The organism is Ferroacidibacillus organovorans, assembly GCF_001642725.1.
GTDB classification, from domain to species: Bacteria; Bacillota; Bacilli; order Alicyclobacillales; family SLC66; genus Ferroacidibacillus; species Ferroacidibacillus organovorans.
In genome coordinates, this window is the sequence record NZ_LSUQ01000006.1 from 1 (window position 1) to 18,201 (window position 18,201).

Sequence of the window (18,201 nt, forward strand, 5' to 3'; positions counted from 1 at the left end):
TCGACACGCTCATGAGCGAACCGATGAGCAGTTCGACGACGTCGAGCAGACTTTGCAATTTTAGCATCCAGATCGCAGGCGCGCAGATGGTCACGATCGGCAGGATGACGCTGAGCAGTTTGCTCCCTGTGGTCAGATCGATCAGCATCGCGAAGATGAAGGCGAGCGCCATGCAGTTGATCATGGAGGCGCGCATCGTGATGTGGCGCGGGGCGTGCGCGACGCGTGCAAACATCTGGTAGTAGGCGAGAAAGCCGATGAGCGAGCCGATGAAACTGGTGGCGATCAGCATGGGACACCTCCTGTGTTGACGTATGTATATGCGAGACAGTATCATTCAAGTAATTGAATCGCGATGGAGCTCGCATAAGCCCGGCCGTGGGATGATAGCCCCTACAAGTGTCCTTGGAGGAAACTCTGTGGCGCTTGTGGGGGTTTTTTGCTGAGATCGAGTGGGACGCGACGATCGCAAAACCTAAAGAGACTGCAACACCTAGAGGAGGAAGTTGTGTGAAACAGGGAGATCGCCTGGAGGCGCGCGTGGTTGCGCTCGATCAGCGCGGCGCGTGGGTGGAGCATCAAGGCATTCGCGCGTTCGTGCCACTCGCAGAACTCGCGTGGTACGAGATTGAGCACCCGACGGTTTCGCTTGGCGTTGGCGATTTGGTGCGCGTGCGTCTTGTAAAGAAGATGGAGGATGGGGTTTGGGCGTGTTCCGTTCGCCGGGTGGACGTGGATGGGACGCTGACGTAAGGCATGAATAGAGGCGTGGCCAGTCGGTTGCGCGACAGATCGATAGAGACAACTTCGATCAACGAAAGGTGTGTCAGGTGTTGGCTGAGGAGAAAAAACGCGAAGAAACGTCGCGCGATCTGTCTTTGCGGGGGGATGTCGCGCGCCAATACGGCGCAGTGGCAGTCGGTGGGGTCATCGGGGCGCTTTTGCGCGAACTGCTCGAGGTGGCGGTGCCACCCGTGCACGGGTTTCCGCTGGCGACACTCTTGATCAATTGGTCAGGAAGCTTTGTGCTGGCGTGGTTTTACACGGTCACCATCTGGCGCTTTAAGGTGCCGCAGTGGCTGCGCGCGGGCATTGGAACGGGGATCATCGGAGCGTATACCACGTTTTCCACGTTTGCCGTTGAGACGAACGCGCTTCTCATGCATGGGCAAAGTGCAACCGCACTTCTCTATGTGGTCCTCAGCCTTGTCGGCGGCTTTCTCATAGCGCTGCTCGGAAGCCATCTGGGCGGCGAGAGGAGGGAGATCGGATGATCGAGTGGGTCGGCGTTGCCATCGGCGGAATGTTTGGCGCGTGCACACGCTTTTTTATCACCAATCAGATCAACGCACGCTTTAAAAAAGGCTTTCCCGTCGCGACATTTCTCATCAACATCACAGGCGCGTTTTTACTCGGCTATGTCTATGCGGCGGCGCGTCCGAACAACCTTGTGGACTACTGGCTACGCAGCGCCATTGGCATCGGGTTCATTGGGGCGTACACCACGTTTTCCACGTGGATGTTTGAGAGCGCAACACTGCGCGATCGGCGCGCTGTGAAAACGATGGTCGCCTATCTGCTCGCGAGTCTGGTGGTCGGACTGTTTGGCGCGTGGGTCGGTTCACGCTTGTAATTTGTGGCGTCACTTAGGAATTACTTGCCAAGACGCGCTGTGTCTACTACCCTTAACCTATTGAATAGGAATAAGCGAGAATCGTTTGTTCAAATGGGCCAAAGGGGATGGCGGGATGAGTGACTCTTTTCCAATCGATGAGGTTCGCGCGCATTTTCCGGCGCTGAAGCGTCTGTATCACGGCCAGCGTGTCGCCTACTTTGACGGACCTGGCGGGTCGCAAGTGGCGCAATCGACGATTGATGCGATGACCTCTTACATGGCGCGCGGCGGCGCGAATCTGCACGGCGTCTTTCCGACGAGCGTTGAGACGGAAGCGACCATCGCAGACGCAAAGACAAAACTGGCGGCACTTCTTCATACGCAACCGTCGGAGATCGCATTTGGCGCCAACATGACAACCCTTACGTTCGCCATAGCGCGTGCACTCGCAAGAACGTGGGATGCGCAGACAGAGATTGTCGTGACGGAACTTGACCATCGGGCAAATGTTGACCCGTGGCTCACGGCGGCACGCGATCGCGGCGCAAAACCGGTGTGGCTACGGGTGAATGAAGAGTCACTCGCGCTCGATCTTGATCGTCTTGATGAAGCGATTACCCCACGCACGAGAGTGGTCGCGGTGGGACTTGCCTCCAATGCAGTCGGCACAATAACGGATGTGCGACGGATCGCACAGCGCGCGCATGAGGTGGGGGCGCTCGTGGTGGTTGACGCGGTGCATGCAGTACCGCATTTTTCCGTTGACCGCGAAATCTTGGACGCTGACATCCTGTTGTGTTCAACGTATAAGTTCTTTGGCCCGCACGTCGGCGTTGCGGCGATTCGCGAGGTGCTGTTTGCGCAAATCGACGTTTACAAACTGGACCCAGCCCCAACGTATGATCCGGACAAACTTGAAACGGGAACGCAGAGCCACGAAGGGATCGCGGGGATTGGCGGCGCGCTCGATTTTCTGGCAAGCCTTGGCGACGGGACGACGCTGCGTGAAAAGATGATTTCTGCCATGAAACGGATCGAGGCGTATGAGGACAGTCTGGCGCGTCACATGCGCGCGGGGTTACAGGCCATTCGTGGTGTGCGGCTTTTTTCGGCAGAAGAGGGAATCCCTAAAACGCCGACGCTTGCGATCACGGTCGATGGGAAGAATGCGCGCACTGTGTGCGAGCAAGTGGTGGAGACAGCGAGTGTTTTTGTGGCGGATGGCCATTTCTATGCGAGTACACTGGCTGATCGGCTCGATGTAAACGCCTGTGGCGGCTTTGTGCGGGCCGGGATTGCGCCGTACAATACGCAAGAAGAGGTGGATCGCTACCTGAATGCCTTAGAGCGAATCGCGCGGTAGCGCCATGGCGTGATCTGGCATGCGAAAAATGCCGTGAATCGCATGGCCACGTTGTATACGCGTATAGGAGCTTCGCCAGGTGGATCGATTGCAGGCGTTTCGTACATCGAAATGCTATAATAGGTAAGCTACATACAAAAAGGAGGTTCTCGTGATGGAAAAACGCAAATTGGGCGGACAAGGCTTAACCGTCTCCGCGCTCGGTCTTGGCTGCATGGGAATGTCTGATTTTTACGCTGGGCGAGACGACCAAGAGTCGATCGCGACGATTCACCGCGCGCTTGAGCTTGGCGTCGACTTTTTTGACACCGCGGATATGTACGGTGTTGGACGTAATGAAGAACTCGTTGGCAAAGCGCTAAAAAACCACCGCGATCAGGTGATTATCGCGACAAAGTTTGGCAATCGCCGGGCGCCAGACGGAACGTTTCTTGGTGTTTCGGGACACCCTGACTATGTCCGCCAGGCGTGCGATGACAGCTTGAAACGACTCGGGATTGAGACGATCGATCTCTATTATCAGCACCGGGTGGACCCGGATGTGCCGATTGAAGAGACGGTGGGCGCGATGGCGAGGCTTGTAGAGGAAGGCAAGGTGCGGTTTCTCGGGTTGTCCGAGGCGGCGGCGTCAACGATCAAAAAAGCGCACGCCGTGCACCCGATCAGTGCGCTACAAACGGAATATTCGCTGTGGAGCCGGGACGTGGAAGACGAGATCCTGCCGACGTGCCGCGAGCTCTCGATCGGGTTCGTCCCGTACAGCCCGCTTGGCCGCGGATTCTTGACGGGTGAGATTCGCACCTTTGAGGATTTGGCAGAAGACGACTATCGCCGCTTTTCGCCGCGTTTTCAAGGAGAAAACTTCGCGAAAAACTTGCAGCTCGTCGAACGGATTCGCGATTTGGCGACGCAAAAAGGATGCACGCCGTCGCAATTGGCACTCGCGTGGCTGCTTGCGCAGTGGGAGCAGATCGTGCCAATTCCCGGGACGAAACGGCGCAAGTACCTCGAAGAAAACGTCGAAGGTGTCGCGGTGCATTTGACACAGCAGGAACTCGCGTCCATCGCTGCGATTGCGCCTGTCGGTGTCGCGGAGGGTACGCGTTACCCGGAACAAGGTATGCGTAGCGTCAATCGCTGAGACTCAGCGCAACCAGGCAACCGATCCACGCTACAGTGGAGCAGTTGCCTGGTTTTTTTGCGTGTCTGCCTACGTTGCGTCGGTCTTGGCGTACCTTGTTAAAACGTGAGTTTGCGAACGTTTACGTTGTTTTCAATGACCGGCCAGAGTTGCGGAAAATCAGCGGGCATCGTCCACAGGCTGATGCCGCGTAGTCCGTAGCGTTTGACAAGATCCAGTTTTGCGAGAATGCTGCGCGCATCTTCAAACCACACTTCGTGCGCGCGATGCTGCGCGTCAACGTAGCGATAAAACGGCGCCTGATACGTGGTGTTGTACTGAATATCAACTTTGTATTGCGCGGCGCGCTCGACAGCCACTTGTGGGTCAAACGTCTCGGCGAGCGATTTGCCCTTGACAAAAGGGAGTGTCCAGTCGCGTCCATACGTAGGCACGCCCATCACGATCTTGTGCTTGGGAATCGCCGTGACCGCATAGTTGAGCACCTTTTCCACTTCATTGATCGGTGCAATCGCCCACGGCGGGCCGCCCGCCCAACCCCACTCATACGTCATGAGCACCACGAAATCGCACAATGCGCCGTGGACAGGATAATCGTGCGCGACATAGAGTAAGCCTTGCTGATTGGCGGATGTCTTTGGCGCGAGCGCCGTGGAGAGAAGGAAGCCTGCCTGGTGGATTCGCGTGGCGACTTTTCGCAAAAACGCGTTGTAGGCGTCCTTGTCTTGCGGGTAGAGGTACTCAAAATCGATATTGAGCCCCTTTAGGCCCTGGCTGTGCATGAGTTCGAGCGCGTTTGTGATCAGCGTGTCTTGCACGGCGGGCGTGTTAAGAATGGCATGAGCCACGTCCGAACTGAACATGCTTCCTGCATAGTTTGTGAGGACGAGCATGGGCATCACATGATGATTGCGCGCGATCAGAAGGAGACTCGACGTCTCGATCGGACGGATCGCGCCTTGCGCTGTCGCTTGGTGGCTAAAGGGGCTGACATACGTAAGATCGTGCGCCACCTGTGTAAGGTTGTTTTGACCTTTTGCGCCAAAATCGGTGTAATACGCATTGATTTCGATCATTGGTAAAGTTGCCTTGTTGACGTTTTCAGACGGAATGATCAACGCTTGACCGATGACCAGTTCATCAGGCGTTGTCAGTCCATTCATGTGAATCAACGTGTCGAGTGAAACGTGGTATTCTTTGGAGAGTGCGTAGAGCGTGTCGCCATGGGACACGATATGGATGATCACGACGGTTTCCTCCTGTGCGTTCGTCTCGACAACGTATGCGAATGCCTAGCGTGATGTTCCTTTTCTGTCGCGTTGGCGCTCGTGACGTGATCAACGGTAACGGAATAAGTAAAATACTACAGCACATTTCGTTACATCTTTTTTTTTATCTACTTGTTTTTTGTGTTAGGGTCGTTGTATGATGGAGTTGAGCATTTAACGAAGCAGTGAACATTCGAAAATAATAGGGAGGTTTTTTCGTGGCAACAACAACGTGGGCACTTGATACAGCACATAGTCACATTTCTTTCTCTGTTCGGCACATGATGATTTCGAACGTGCGTGGATCGTTTAAAACCTTTGAGGCGCAGGTGACGGCAGATCCTACAGATCTGACGGATGCAAAGGTTTCAGTGAAAATGGATACGAAGAGCATTGACACAGCAAACGAAGATCGTGACAACCATTTGCGCTCAGGGGATTTCTTTGAGGCAGACACGTATCCGACGATCGAATTCGTGTCGGACAGTGTGAAAAAATTGAGTGAGAATACACACACCTTGAAGGGGCAACTTACGATCAAAGGCGTAACGCGTCCGATTGAACTCACCTGTGAGATTGAAGGTCCTGCTAAAGATCCGTGGGGCAATGAGCGCATTGGCGTGGCTGCGACGGGTACGATAAATCGCTCTGACTTTGGTCTAACGTATAACGCGGTGCTTGAGACAGGCGGCGTACTCGTCGGTGATGCAATCAAGTTGAACATAGAGCTGGAGTTTGTAAAACAGGCGTGATTGGCTGATTTTCCTGATGAAAAGCAAAAGGCGATCGGGGATGTACCCGGTCGCCTTTTGCGTATCTTGATGTTGCGATGGATCACGCTACAGGTGTCGCCTTCTTTGCGTCAGATGGCAAAAAGATGGAAATGAGTGTCGCCGTAACCGGCAACCATACGATCAAATCAAAAATAAATGGAATGCCGTAGCGATCTGCGACAACGCCGAGCAGTGTCGCGCCGATACCGCCCGCCCCGACGCCAAATCCGATGATCAGGCCTGACGCCATGCCAATGTTTCGCGGCAGGAGCATCTGACCATAGACAACCGTTACGGCAAACGAAGAGAGAATGGTAAAGCCGAGCAAAAAGAGATCGATGGCTGCCATCCAGCCAGAAAGGTGGGGCAATAACCACGCGAATGGGATGGCGAGTGCGACCGATGCGAGTACCAGCTGTTTTTTGCTGAAGCGGTCGCTCAGCGTGCCGCCGACATACGTGGCCAACGCACCTGCGGCGAGAAAGAGGAATGTAAACAGTTCTGCGACGTTTAAGCTCAAATGGTGGTGAAGGTAGTAGAAGGGCAGAAAACCGGAAAGGCTGATTTGCGCAAAAGAGCGTAGAATGACGACAATGACGAGCAGTGTCAACCCGAGCGGTTGATTTTTTCCTGTGATTTCGCGCGCCTTGCTGCGCTCTTCTGCGATGCGTCGGCGATACCAGGGCAAAATGCGAAAGGTCATCCAACCAATCAGTGCGGAAGGAATGATAAAGTAGCGCAATCCTTGGACGCCTGTTGCAAAGAGAAAAAGTGGGATCATCAGGGGTCCCAAGGCTTGCCCCATATTGCCTCCAACTTGAAAAATCGCCTGAGCCATCCCTTTGACAGGTCCAGACGCGAGATGAGCGCCGCGCGACGCTTCGGGGTGAAATGCGCCTGAGCCTAACCCAGAGAAGGCGATGGCGATGAGTAGCCATGGCAGGGATGGCGCAAAGCCTGTCAAACTGAGACCCACACCTGAGAGCGTGACGCCAAGTGGTAAAAAAAATGCCTTTGGATGGCGATCCGTATAAAGGCCAAACAGTGGCTGCATGACGGACGACGTCAGGTAGGATGCGAGCACGATGAAGCCAACGCCGATGTAAGAGAGGTGAAACTCCTCTTTATAGAGCGGAAGAAGTGCCGGGACGATGCCTGTCGTCATCAGGTCATTAAACAGGTGTGCACCCGAGAGGGTCCACACCTGTTTTTTCTGAAGCTTGAGGGGTGCGCCCTGTGTCGTGGGGTTCGCTGCCATTTCATCTTCCTTTCGCGTGTGCTTCGATCAGGCTGCCAAAGGTTCTGTGGCCTCTTGGTTCAATCGTAACACGCTGAGGCAAACAGGGATAGCGATTACGGAGAAAAGGGAGCAGACGATCATGATCGAGCGAATCGGTACAAATGGAACAAGCGCCCCTCCCACCAGAACGGAGATCGAACCTGCGGTCATGTTAAGGGTGGCGAGCGCGCCGAGCACGCGACCTTGGACTTCGATAGGAATGAGGTTTTGCCGTATGGTGCGCGACGCGGTCATCATCGACATGATCCCAAGCCCCATCACGGCAACCCCTGCACCGACAGTAGCCAGCGTGTGCCCAAGCACATAAGTGATAATGCCAATGGGCGTGATCAAGCCGCCAATCGCCATGGATTGCCTTGGCGTGATTCGTTTTGCCAAACGCATGTTGATCATGCCGGAAACGACAAACGCAAGTCCGTTAATGGCGAGAAAGATCGAGTAACCCGTTGCGTTTAAATGGACTCCTTTGGTAATATAAATCGCTTCGTACGCATCGATCGCCCCTGCGCCCAAATTCATGATAATCATAATCGTCATGATCCTTCTTAAGAGGGTTGATCTTTTCATATAGGAAACAGCGAGTTGCAAATCTTCTTTGATCGTCGCGAGTGCAAATTTACGCGATCCACTCGCCGGTTTAGGCACGTTTAGGCGGAGCAGGAGAAGCGAGCCGGCCGACAAGAGAAACGAGAGCGACTGAGCATAAAAAGGAAACGTGTCTCCCGAAATCACGAGATACCCGCCGATCAATGGGCCAAACACCATCGCCACATAGGAAAACGTTGTTGTCATCGTGTTGACGCGGTGGCGGTTTCCCGTTGTTGTGATGCTCGTTATCAATGGGTTAAACGCATTGGTAAACGTATCCGTGCCAAATGTGTTGAGCGCGACGAGAAAAAAGAGAAAGGGGGTGCCGAGGGTGAGCGGAATGAGCGCGGTTGAGATTGCACAGAGGAGATCGGCAGAGAGCGCTGCGGTTCGAAACCCGAAGCGATCGACGAGCGTTCCTGAAAAATAGGAGAAGAAAAAGGGAACAAGCATGCGGATCGACCACAGCAGCAGAAGCTGTTCGCCGTGTTTTACCAAGAAAAGGCTAAGGGCAATCATATAGATACGATCTCCCATTTGCGAAACAAAACGTCCGAGATAAATGATCCAGTGCTTTGAGGTGTACGCGCTTTCGGTCAAGTTCATTCTCCTAATTTGTGTTACAACGGAGTAACAACGATCATTTTTACTAGAGTGTAATTCGGTTTCCTAGGACTGTCAATGCAAAGATTGGCGTTTTTTGTAATTGTAAGACATGGCGAGAAATCGTGAGATGGAACATGCTATGATCACGAGAAGAAGAAAAAGGGGGACGTCTCATGATCCTCACCCAGGATCGCGCGATACTCGCAGTTCTTGCGCTTGGTTTCGTATTTTTTCTGCAGATGAAACAGCGTCGCGCATCCGATGCTTACATGGCGCGCATCCGTGATCGTCAGCGCATGCGCGAGGATGCGCTACGGGACCGAGAAAGTGAAGCAAACGCGAGTGATGTGGATCTCTTTGAGGTGAGTCCGCAAAGCGGGGAAGTAAAACCAGAAGATCTCGTGTTGCCCGTTCCACCGACGGCTGCAGAAACGGCGGAGCGTCAAGCAGGGGTATCGGCAGACGTGAAGAAGGCACACCAAGAGGATGAACATCTGGATACGGATCCCGCCGCACAGCATCACCAACCCACACCGCCATCGCCCTAAGCGTGAACGCAGATTTCGCGCGCAGCTTGTCTAGAAAGCGCTGATTTCGCATACCCTAGAATCGCCGGCCACGCACAGCGCGGTGATAAGGGGGGATGGCACATGACGGAGCGGCGATCCCGCCTGCTGTTTATTGCGGTCATGACGCTGCTCGTGCTTTGCGACATCGCTTTGTTGGGGCATCTGCGCGCATTTTTCACTGACATCTGGGCGGTCGCGCGCGCGGTGATTGGCCCGCTTTTGCTCGCGATCATTGCAACATACGTGTTGCGCCCATCCGTCGATCTGCTCGAGCAACGCCGCGTTCCGCGCACGATCGCGATTCTCATGCTCTATACGATGATTCTCGTGTTGATCTTGCTGTTACTGGTTAGCACCATTCCGCTTTTACTTCATCAAATGCAACTTTTCATCACGTATTTGCCAGGCTACGTGACAATGGTTGACAAGACGATCGATCACATGTCAATCGCCACGCGCGTCCTTCCAAATAGCGTCAGACTTGGTATTGAAAAGGCACTTTCAAGCGCCGAAGGCGGCATTGCAGCTTGGCTATCTGGCACGCTTATCGGTGTGCGGGATTTGATCACAGGGATCGTGTCTGCGTTTGTCATCCCGTTTCTTGTTTTTTATCTCCTAAAGGATTACAGTCGCTTTCAATTGTTGCTCGTGCGCCTTTTTCCGCGTTCACAGCGTGAGACGGTCGTGCGCATTTTGCAGGGGGTTGACCACGCGCTCGGAAGGTATGTGCGCGGTCAGTTGCTCGTGATGGCGCTGGTGGGGGTTGCCACACTCATCGGTCTGATGATCGTGCGCATGCCAAATGCGCTACTGCTCTCGGTGGTGGTGGGGCTCACCAATATCATTCCGTATGTCGGGCCGTTTATCGGCGCCGCGCCCGGGCTCGTCATGGCCATCGGCATCTCTAAAGGAATGTTTATTAACGTTTTGCTTGTGAATCTGGTTGTGCAGCAGTTGGAAGGAAATTTGCTCTCCCCGATGATTATGGGAAAAACGATCGAGTTACATCCGCTGCTCATTTTGCTTGGCGTGATGGCGGCAGGCGAGATCGGCGGGATCACGGGACTCATCTTCGCGGTGCCCATCCTTGCGGTTATCAAGGTGGTCTACACGCAGATCCATCTTCACGTTTCGCGAAATGATGGGGGATCTTGACCTTTTCTTACAAATCGTGTATGCTTACTCTTGCCTGGTGATGATGGCGGAGGGGACACACTCGTTCCCATCCCGAACACGGCAGTTAAGCCCTCCAGCGCCGATGGTACTTGGACCGCAGGGTCCTGGGAGAGTAGGACGTTGCCAGACAAACGAGCGACACCTCACGGTGTCGCTTTTTTTCTTCAAATGGTAGCAAAAAAGCACCTGACTTCGATATCAGGTGCTTTTTTGCTAATGCATGTTATTTTTCTGCTTTGACGAGATACTGATAGACATTGAATTGCGTTGGCTCAGTATGAATTGAAAGCTTCATAAGGCTTGCAATCCAAATTTGGTCATTTTCCGAAATTGGCATTTGTGTAGAACTGTATAACCGGTTTATGAATCCACAGTTAACAAACATGCGTTCAATTTCATAGAGTGTGAAAAAACGGATGTGTGTTCGGTCTAATAACCCTGCATCTGTGTAGGTGAATTGTCCGTTGATGAGACTGCGTAGTGCACTAACATGCATCAAGTTGGGTATACTTGAGAGTACATATCCCCCCACTTTTAGATAATTCCTCAGATTAGCAAGCACTTTCCAAGGATCATATAAATGTTCAAGTACATCAGCCAAGATGATATAGTCAAAAAAATCCTGAGGGTATGAGAGGGGTTCTTCTGCGTTCATCGCCTGAACCTTCGCGAATGTTTCGGCAATAGCGGAAGAATGGGGATTTAACTCAATTCCGTATAGTTCGGCTTGTGGAAACCTATTTTTAATTTCTAATAGGGTTGCACCGCATGCACAGCCAATTTCAAGGACGCGAAGCGGGGCGCTCGAATCATGTTGGTCGAGCAATTGCAGAAGTTCATAACGTATAAATGAAGAATACGTTGTGTTAAATCCCCATTTTTTTTCGAATTTTGCCTGGTTCGTGGTAAGTAGTTGGTGATAAAGAGATTGTTCTTTTCCGAAGGATACAGAGCCTGTGTGATGAATAAATACATCTCGACATAGTTTGAGGCGATACCCCATTTGAACCATGCGGTAGGATAGATCATCATCTTCAAAATTTCCGGGAGAAAACTGTTCGTCGAGTAGGCCAATTGTATCGATCACCGAACGTTTGATAAGTATACAAAATCCTACAAGTTTTAAACGGTATTCTGATCTGCCATATGCATCACTCATGATATCCTTTGCGAATTGTTGCATTTCATCGAGCGATGAATAGGAAACTGGGATTGCTTGATAGTAACTGCAGTTATTTGTGATTGGACCAACGGCACCAGTGAATTCATCTTCATATAAGACCTCTGTCATGCGTTTTAACCATTTTGAAGTAACGACTGTATCATTATTTAAGAGAAGAATATTATTTCGCGTCGCAAGCTGTATGCCTTGATTGCATCCTGCTGGAAATCCAACATTTATTAGATTCTCCTGAACGATCAGATCCGGCTGGGCGTGTAGCCATTCGCGCGTTCCGTCAGTCGATGCGTTGTCAATGACGATGATCTCATAGTCGACATCTGACGTGTAGTCGCGAATACTTTGAATGCATAACTGCGTGTGCACGAGTTGGTTGTGAGTCAGAATTACAATGCTTGTAGAGTATAGACTCGCATCAGTCTGTAGCGTGTATTCCATGAAAAATGCCTCCTGAGTTGAACGGTATCGATGATGCGACCCGCGGTCAGCGATTGAGAATTCCGCGCAGGTGCAGGTCGCAAAAGTAGCGTGCTATCTCCTGCGGTGACTTTTTTCCATCCGCTTTATACCAGCGATAGACCCAGTTGCAAGATCCGAGAATGGAGAGGGCAGTCAAGCGTGGATCCTCGCCTCGAAATTCTCGTGTGGCGACCCCTTCTCGGATAATTTGTACCCATAGGTTCAGATAGCGATCGTTTGCATCTTTGATGAGTTGATGCTGGTCATCGCTTAAGAAAAAGGCCTCGCGAAGTAAGACGGTGGTCATCTCAAGGTGGCCGATGACGATATCAAAATGGTGTAGGATTGCCCGCTCAAGTTTCTCCTGTGCGGAGGATGCTTGTTCGCACACGGCTTCGAGATCGCGGCAAAATCCATTGATGGATTTTGTGGCGATCTCCAGCAACAACTCTTCTTTGCTGTTGATATAATGGTACAAACTGCCTTTTTGTAGGCCTACTTCATCGGCAATATCTTGAACAGAGGTGGCGTGATACCCTTTTCGGTTGAAAAGGGTGATGGCAGCTTGCGCGATTTCGTCATACTTGTTTGTGGCCAAAAGGGTACCTTCTCACACATTCATTTTCCTCAGTCTACCAACATGCGTGTGAAGGCGTCAATTGAGTGATGCGTCAATTGGGTGATGGTGTCATGAAAGGCGGTTCGTTTTAAGAGGTTGAATCTAGTTCATGGAGGAATGGTGGATGCAGAGAGAAGGCAATCTTTACATCTTTGATATGGATGGAACGCTGTTTCGGACGGAGGGGCTCGCCGTAAAAGCGTTTCGGGAAACCTTTGTCCGTCTTGAGGCGCGTGGAGTGAAATGTCCAATGGACGTGACGGATGGGGAGATTGTAGGAACATTCGGCCGCGTTCATGAAGAGATTTGGGAAGTGTTATACAGTCGACGTTTGACAAAGGACGAGTTGGAAGTGGCAGACGCGATTCTTCTTGAAGAAGAACTCGCTTTGTTAAAAAGAGGATACGGGAAACTTTATGATTGTGTTGAAAGCACCTTGGAAACACTGACAAAGGAAGGGGCGATTTGTGCCGTGGCAAGCAACGGTCAGCAGCGCTACATCGAGGGAATAGCAGATCACTTCGGTATCTCTCGCTATTTCAAAGGTGGACTTTTGAGCGCGGGCGGCATGCGTGTCGCACAAAAAGCGGATCTTGTTGGCGCGCTGTTAAAAGAAAATCCCCATAAACACGCGATGATGGTCGGTGATCGCTCATCGGATATCGCGGCTGGCATGGCGCACGGAATCCATACGGTTGCGTGTCAATACGGGTTTGGATCGCTTGAAGAATGGCGCATGGCTGATGATCAAGTTCATCGTTTCGACGAAATTTTAAATTTGACACCACGTGCACGTCGTACTATGATTAAGCCATAAGGTCAAAGATAGTCAAAGTCAAATTGCTGATTTTCAAGAGGGAGGGATGGGATGGGTGAAAAGTACGGCTGATCAGATCGAAGCCTATCTCTTCAAGAGGATTGAAGACAGTGAGAATGGCATGATCGATCTACAACGAAACGAATTGGCGCAACTCTTTTCTTGTGTTCCTTCACAAATCAATTATGTGATCGCCACTCGCTTTACACTTGAGCGGGGTTATGTGATCGAGTCAAAGCGTGGCGGTGGAGGATATATACGGATTCGCCGAGTTACCGACGAAGCGCACTCGGAACTGGATCCAATCATGCGCGCCATCGGTTCTCAGATTAGCCAGCGCGAAGCAGAAGGCATTGTCTGGCGCATGGAGTCAGACGGGATCTTGACGGCGCGCGAGGCAAAAATGATGCGTGCGGTGCTTTCGAGGGACGTGATTCACATGCCACTGCCGGCACGCGATGAGTTACGGGCACGTCTCTTTGTGGCGATGCTGGTCGCTGTTTTAACGCATGATGGAGAAGAAATGGAATAGTACATCGAGCCACACGTGAGTTGCTCGATTGGGTTATGTCAGGAGGTGATCGCTGTGATGTGCGAGCAGTGTGGAAATCGCACGGCGACCGTTCACTTTACCGAGATTGTGCAGGGCGAGAAAAATGAATTCCATCTTTGTGAGACCTGCGCGAAAGAAAAGGGATACGCCGCGTATCAATTTATGACAGGCGCGTTCTCTGTCAATCAGTTGCTGTCGGGACTGATGAACCTTGATCCTGCTGTGAAGCAGCGGGCCGGGTCATCACAGACGCGTTGTGAATCGTGTGGTCTTACGTTTTCGCAGTTCTCTCAGATTGGACGATTCGGGTGCGCGCATTGTTACGAGGCGTTCGCGCCGGGTCTCAATCCGATGCTCAAAAAAATTCAGAGCTCCAATCAACACGTGGGGAAGGTACCAAAGCGACAAGGGGGCACGATCGCCTATCGCCGCGAACTGACCCGTCTTCGACAGGAACTTCAGACGCGCATCCAGCAAGAGCAGTTTGAAGAGGCGGCGCGATTGCGCGATCAGATTCGCGAACTTGAGACGCGTGTGATGGAGTAAGCAGAAATTTCGACAGGATGAAGAAGGTGATCGGATGTCTCTTGAAGACTACCTTGCGCAAAACTCCGCAACGTGGCTAAAGGATGATGGCCCCGAATCAGACATTGTCATCAGTAGCCGCGTGCGTATCGCACGAAACCTGCGTGGACGCATCTTTCCGATGCTGGCAACGGATCAAGACAAGCAGGAGATTCTGGAGGCGGCGGCTCGCGCGGCAAAACACAGTGCGCTTTCTAAGCTCGGACCTTTTGAGCTGTTTGCGATGCGTGATCTGTCAGAGGTTGACCAGCAAGTTCTCATTGAAAAACATCTGATCAGTCCGGGCTTGATCGAATCATCGGGTGGCGCTGTTCTTTTACGGCCTGATGAGGAAGTGAGCATCATGGTCAATGAAGAAGACCATCTGCGGATTCAGTGCCTGTTGCCTGGGTATCAACTTGAGACGACGTACCGTCTGGCCGATCAGTTGGATGATGGACTAGAAGAAATGATCGACTATGCGTTTGATGAAGAGAAAGGTTATTTGACGGCATGTCCGACAAACGTCGGAACGGGGATGCGGGCGTCCATCATGATGCACCTGCCTGTTCTCGTGTTGACGGGGCACATCAACCGCATCCTGACCGCCGTGACGCATGTGGGACTGGCTGTTCGCGGAATCTATGGTGAGGGCAGCGATGCACTCGGGAACCTATTTCAAATCTCCAATCAGATCACGCTTGGTCAAACCGAACAGGAGATTATCGGGAACCTGCATGGAGTCGCGCGACAGTTGATCAATCACGAGCGAACTGCGCGTCAGCATCTTTTGCAAACGAATCGCGTGTTGCTTGAAGACCGCGTATGTCGCTCGTTTGGCATTCTTGCGTATGCGCGTCAGATTGATTCCAAAGAGGCGCTCTCTCGGCTCTCTGATGTGCGTCTGGGCATTGATCTTGGCATCATTCGCGGCGTTTCCGCAGGGATTCTAAAAGAGTTGATGGTAGCGACGCAACCGGGTTCTCTACAGAAAGCGGCGGGCCAGACGATGACTCCAGAGGAGCGGGATGTTCGCCGTGCCGCACTGATTCGCGATCGGCTGCGCGCCGATCCATCGAGCTCACTGCAATAACGGAGGGGATGAAGATGATGTTCAATCGATTCACGGAACGCGCGCAAAAAGTGCTTACACTCGCGCATGAAGAAGCGGTGCGACTGGGACATCCTGGCGTCGGCACGGAACATATTCTCCTTGGTCTCGTTCGGGAAGGTGAAGGCATTGCGGCAAAAGCGCTCGTCAGCTTTGGCCTCAGCGCAGAAAAGATTCAGCGCGAAGTAGAGCAGATTATCGGGCGCGGAACGGGCAATGCGACAGGCACGACGTATACGCCGCGCGCGAAAAAGGTGATCGAGCTCTCGATGGATGAGGCTCGCAAACTCGGCCACAATTACATTGGCACAGAGCACATCCTGCTCGGCCTGATTCGCGAGGGGGAAGGCATTGCCGCGCGCGTGCTCACAAACCTTGGCATCAGTCTGAACAAGGCGCGCCAGCAAGTCTTACAGTTACTTGGTTCGGACGCCCCAGAAGCAAGCTCGGATAATACACCTTCGGCGAGTACGCCGACGCTCGACGGACTCGCACGCGATTTGACTGTTCTTGCGAAAGACGGAAAACTCGATCCTGTGATTGGACGTGCAAAAGAGATTGAGCGCGTGATCCAGGTGCTCTCGCGACGCACAAAGAACAACCCTGTGCTCATTGGGGAGCCGGGCGTTGGAAAGACGGCGGTCGCAGAGGGGCTCGCGCAACGCATCGTGACCAACGAAATTCCAGAGGTGCTTCGCAATAAGCGCGTCATGGTGCTCGACATGGGAACCGTGGTTGCGGGAACCAAGTATCGCGGTGAGTTTGAGGATCGATTGAAGAAGATTATGGATGAGATTCGCAATGCGGGGAATGTGATTCTCTTCATCGACGAGTTGCACACCTTGATTGGCGCGGGTGGCGCAGAGGGCGCGATTGACGCGTCAAACATCCTGAAACCGGCGCTTGCACGCGGTGAGCTTCAGTGCATCGGAGCGACAACGCTTGACGAGTATCGCAAGCACATCGAGAAGGATGCAGCCCTTGAGCGGCGCTTCCAGCCAATCAAGGTGGAGCAACCCTCGACGGAAGAGGCGATTCAGATCCTGCTCGGTTTGCGTGACCGCTACGAGGCGCACCATCGCGTAAAAATCACCGATCAAGCGGTGGAAGCGGCGGTTCGCTACTCAGATCGCTACATCACGGATCGTTTCCTCCCTGACAAGGCGATCGATTTGATTGATGAAGCAGGCTCGCGCGTGCGGCTGCGCACGTATACTGCGCCGCCCAATTTGAAAGAGGCCGAGCAAAAACTCGAAGAGATTCGCTCTGAGAAGGACTCGGCCATTCAGGGGCAAGAATTTGAGTTGGCCGCCTCGCTGCGCGACCAGGAGCAGAAGCTTCGAGATGAGCTGGAGCGCCGGAAAATGGAGTGGCAGCAGCGGCAGGATTCACACGATGTGGCTGTGACAGAAGAGGATATTGCGGAAATTGTCTCTAGTTGGACGGGGATTCCAATCAAGAAGTTGGCTGAAGGGGAAACGCAGCGGCTTCTCAACATGGAACAATTGCTGCATGAGCGAGTCATTGGACAGGATGAGGCGGTCAAAGCCGTGGCGCGCGCGATTCGGCGGGCGCGGGCGGGTCTGAAAGATCCGAAGCGACCGATCGGGTCGTTCATCTTCCTTGGTCCGACGGGTGTTGGGAAAACGGAATTGGCGCGGGCGCTTGCGGAGTCAATGTTTGGGGATGAGGACGCCATGATTCGGATTGACATGTCCGAATACATGGAACGCCACACCACAGCGCGGCTTGTCGGAGCGCCTCCGGGCTATGTCGGGTTTGACGAAGGTGGACAGCTGACGGAAAAGGTTCGCAGGAAACCCTATTCCGTGGTGTTGCTCGACGAGATTGAAAAGGCGCACCCTGAGGTGTTTAACGTTCTCTTGCAGGTGCTGGATGACGGTCGATTGACGGATGGCAAAGGGAGAACGGTTGATTTTCGGAATACAGTGATCATCATGACGTCAAACGTTGGCGCGCAGATGGTCAAAAAAGGTGGGCCACTCGGATTTACGAATAATCGCGAGAACGAGTACAACGACATGAAAGACAAAGTGATGGAAGAGTTAAAGCGAACCTTCCGACCGGAATTCTTAAACCGGATTGATGACTTAATCGTCTTTCACTCGCTCGCAGAGCAAGACATCTCGAAGATCGTCAAACTACTTTTGGAAGAGCTCCGTGCGCGCCTTCACGATTATGGTCTCGATTTTACGCTGACAGAAGGCGCTGAAGCGTTCTTGGCGAAGGAAGGGTTTGACCCGCAGTATGGCGCGCGCCCACTGAAGCGCGCGATGCAGCGCCACATTGAGGATCGTCTCTCGGAGGCGCTGTTGAGCGGGGAGATCAAACAGGGCGATCACGTTACGATGGATCTTGATCCGGAGGGCGGATTGCGTGTGATCCGCGAAACGAAAGAGGTTGTCGGAAGCTGAGCGACACCGGGTTGATTCGACGCCGTGGGTGGGGACGCCCACGGCATTTTGTTCTTGATTTGAC

At 52.8% G+C, this 18,201-nt stretch carries 19 protein-coding genes and 1 rRNA gene; 14 read left to right on the forward strand and 6 right to left on the reverse strand.

All coding sequences use genetic code 11. From position 1 onward, the window contains the following. On the reverse strand, positions 1-292 hold a 292-nt coding region (locus tag AYW79_RS03095), incomplete at its 3' end, for a hypothetical protein (RefSeq protein WP_156481929.1). A 218-nt stretch (positions 293-510) separates the two neighbouring features. Here AYW79_RS03095 and AYW79_RS03100 point away from each other — a divergent pair. The 5 genes from AYW79_RS03100 (at position 511) to AYW79_RS03120 (ending at position 4,119) form a co-directional block, all read left to right on the forward strand. Next, positions 511-753, forward strand: coding sequence for a S1 RNA-binding domain-containing protein (locus AYW79_RS03100; RefSeq protein WP_067561449.1), 243 nt, complete (start codon positions 511-513; stop codon positions 751-753). Positions 754-833: 80 nt separating this feature from the next. Then, the gene (locus tag AYW79_RS03105) at positions 834-1,274 is read left to right on the forward strand and encodes a fluoride efflux transporter FluC (protein ID WP_231877907.1); all 441 of its coding nucleotides are present in this window, start codon (positions 834-836) and stop codon (positions 1,272-1,274) included. Next, a complete protein-coding gene (gene crcB, locus AYW79_RS03110) occupies positions 1,271-1,633 on the forward strand; it encodes a fluoride efflux transporter CrcB (RefSeq protein ID WP_067561454.1) in 363 nt (120 codons plus the stop codon). Before AYW79_RS03105 ends, crcB begins: the two co-directional genes overlap by 4 nt. A gap of 115 nt (positions 1,634-1,748) precedes the next feature. Beyond that, complete coding sequence (locus AYW79_RS03115) at positions 1,749-2,978, forward strand: cysteine desulfurase-like protein (RefSeq protein ID WP_067561456.1); 1,230 nt, start codon at positions 1,749-1,751, stop codon at positions 2,976-2,978. A 154-nt stretch (positions 2,979-3,132) separates the two neighbouring features. Continuing rightward, entirely contained in the window at positions 3,133-4,119 is a 987-nt protein-coding gene (locus AYW79_RS03120) for an aldo/keto reductase (RefSeq protein WP_067561460.1), read from the forward strand. A gap of 98 nt (positions 4,120-4,217) precedes the next feature. Here the strand turns inward: AYW79_RS03120 and AYW79_RS03125 are convergent, their stop codons facing one another. Continuing rightward, positions 4,218-5,366: a glycoside hydrolase family 18 protein gene (locus tag AYW79_RS03125; protein ID WP_067561462.1), complete on the reverse strand. Its 1,149-nt coding sequence runs from the start codon at positions 5,364-5,366 to the stop codon at positions 4,218-4,220. A 239-nt stretch (positions 5,367-5,605) separates the two neighbouring features. Here AYW79_RS03125 and AYW79_RS03130 point away from each other — a divergent pair, with 239 nt between their 5' ends. Continuing rightward, positions 5,606-6,139: a YceI family protein gene (locus tag AYW79_RS03130; protein WP_067561464.1), complete on the forward strand. Its 534-nt coding sequence runs from the start codon at positions 5,606-5,608 to the stop codon at positions 6,137-6,139. An 82-nt stretch (positions 6,140-6,221) separates the two neighbouring features. On the opposite strand, the gene AYW79_RS03135 is transcribed toward AYW79_RS03130, so the two are convergent. Together AYW79_RS03135 and AYW79_RS03140 are read right to left on the reverse strand one after the other, a co-directional pair. Continuing rightward, on the reverse strand, positions 6,222-7,418 hold the full coding sequence (locus tag AYW79_RS03135) for an MFS transporter (protein ID WP_067561466.1): 1,197 nt from the start codon (positions 7,416-7,418) through the stop codon (positions 6,222-6,224). Positions 7,419-7,445: 27 nt separating this feature from the next. Continuing rightward, positions 7,446-8,648 carry an MFS transporter gene (locus tag AYW79_RS03140; protein WP_067561468.1) on the reverse strand — a complete coding sequence of 401 codons (1,203 nt, stop codon included), beginning with the start codon at positions 8,646-8,648 and terminating at the stop codon, positions 7,446-7,448. 179 nt (positions 8,649-8,827) lie between these two features. Here AYW79_RS03140 and AYW79_RS03145 point away from each other — a divergent pair, with 179 nt between their 5' ends. From AYW79_RS03145 to rrf, 3 genes are all read left to right on the forward strand, one after another. Further along, positions 8,828-9,202, forward strand: coding sequence for a hypothetical protein (locus AYW79_RS03145; protein ID WP_067561470.1), 375 nt, complete (start codon positions 8,828-8,830; stop codon positions 9,200-9,202). 102 nt (positions 9,203-9,304) lie between these two features. Beyond that, positions 9,305-10,378, forward strand: a complete 1,074-nt coding sequence (locus AYW79_RS03150) for an AI-2E family transporter (protein WP_067561477.1) — start codon at positions 9,305-9,307, stop codon at positions 10,376-10,378. Positions 10,379-10,411: 33 nt separating this feature from the next. Then, positions 10,412-10,528, forward strand: a 5S ribosomal RNA gene (rrf, locus tag AYW79_RS03155). Positions 10,529-10,622: 94 nt separating this feature from the next. Here rrf and AYW79_RS03160 read toward each other — a convergent pair. Both AYW79_RS03160 and AYW79_RS03165 read right to left on the reverse strand, forming a co-directional pair. Beyond that, the gene (locus tag AYW79_RS03160; RefSeq protein WP_067561479.1) at positions 10,623-12,017 is read right to left on the reverse strand and encodes a methyltransferase domain-containing protein; all 1,395 of its coding nucleotides are present in this window, start codon (positions 12,015-12,017) and stop codon (positions 10,623-10,625) included. Positions 12,018-12,063: 46 nt separating this feature from the next. Beyond that, entirely contained in the window at positions 12,064-12,636 is a 573-nt protein-coding gene (locus AYW79_RS03165) for a TetR/AcrR family transcriptional regulator (RefSeq protein ID WP_067561481.1), read from the reverse strand. 145 nt (positions 12,637-12,781) lie between these two features. Here AYW79_RS03165 and AYW79_RS03170 point away from each other — a divergent pair, with 145 nt between their 5' ends. Genes AYW79_RS03170 through AYW79_RS03190 form a run of 5 tightly spaced genes read left to right on the forward strand, consistent with a single transcriptional unit; the run spans position 12,782 to position 18,137 of the window. Beyond that, on the forward strand, positions 12,782-13,474 hold the full coding sequence (locus AYW79_RS03170) for an HAD family hydrolase (protein WP_067561483.1): 693 nt from the start codon (positions 12,782-12,784) through the stop codon (positions 13,472-13,474). 55 nt (positions 13,475-13,529) lie between these two features. Further along, on the forward strand, positions 13,530-14,006 hold the full coding sequence (locus AYW79_RS03175; protein ID WP_067561485.1) for a CtsR family transcriptional regulator: 477 nt from the start codon (positions 13,530-13,532) through the stop codon (positions 14,004-14,006). A gap of 57 nt (positions 14,007-14,063) precedes the next feature. Next, positions 14,064-14,573, forward strand: a complete 510-nt coding sequence (locus AYW79_RS03180) for a UvrB/UvrC motif-containing protein (protein WP_335339635.1) — start codon at positions 14,064-14,066, stop codon at positions 14,571-14,573. Between the two features lie 34 nt (positions 14,574-14,607). Beyond that, positions 14,608-15,684, forward strand: coding sequence for a protein arginine kinase (locus tag AYW79_RS03185; RefSeq protein WP_067561488.1), 1,077 nt, complete (start codon positions 14,608-14,610; stop codon positions 15,682-15,684). Between the two features lie 14 nt (positions 15,685-15,698). Then, the gene (locus AYW79_RS03190) at positions 15,699-18,137 is read left to right on the forward strand and encodes an ATP-dependent Clp protease ATP-binding subunit (RefSeq protein ID WP_067561490.1); all 2,439 of its coding nucleotides are present in this window, start codon (positions 15,699-15,701) and stop codon (positions 18,135-18,137) included. Positions 18,138-18,201 lie beyond the last annotated feature (64 nt).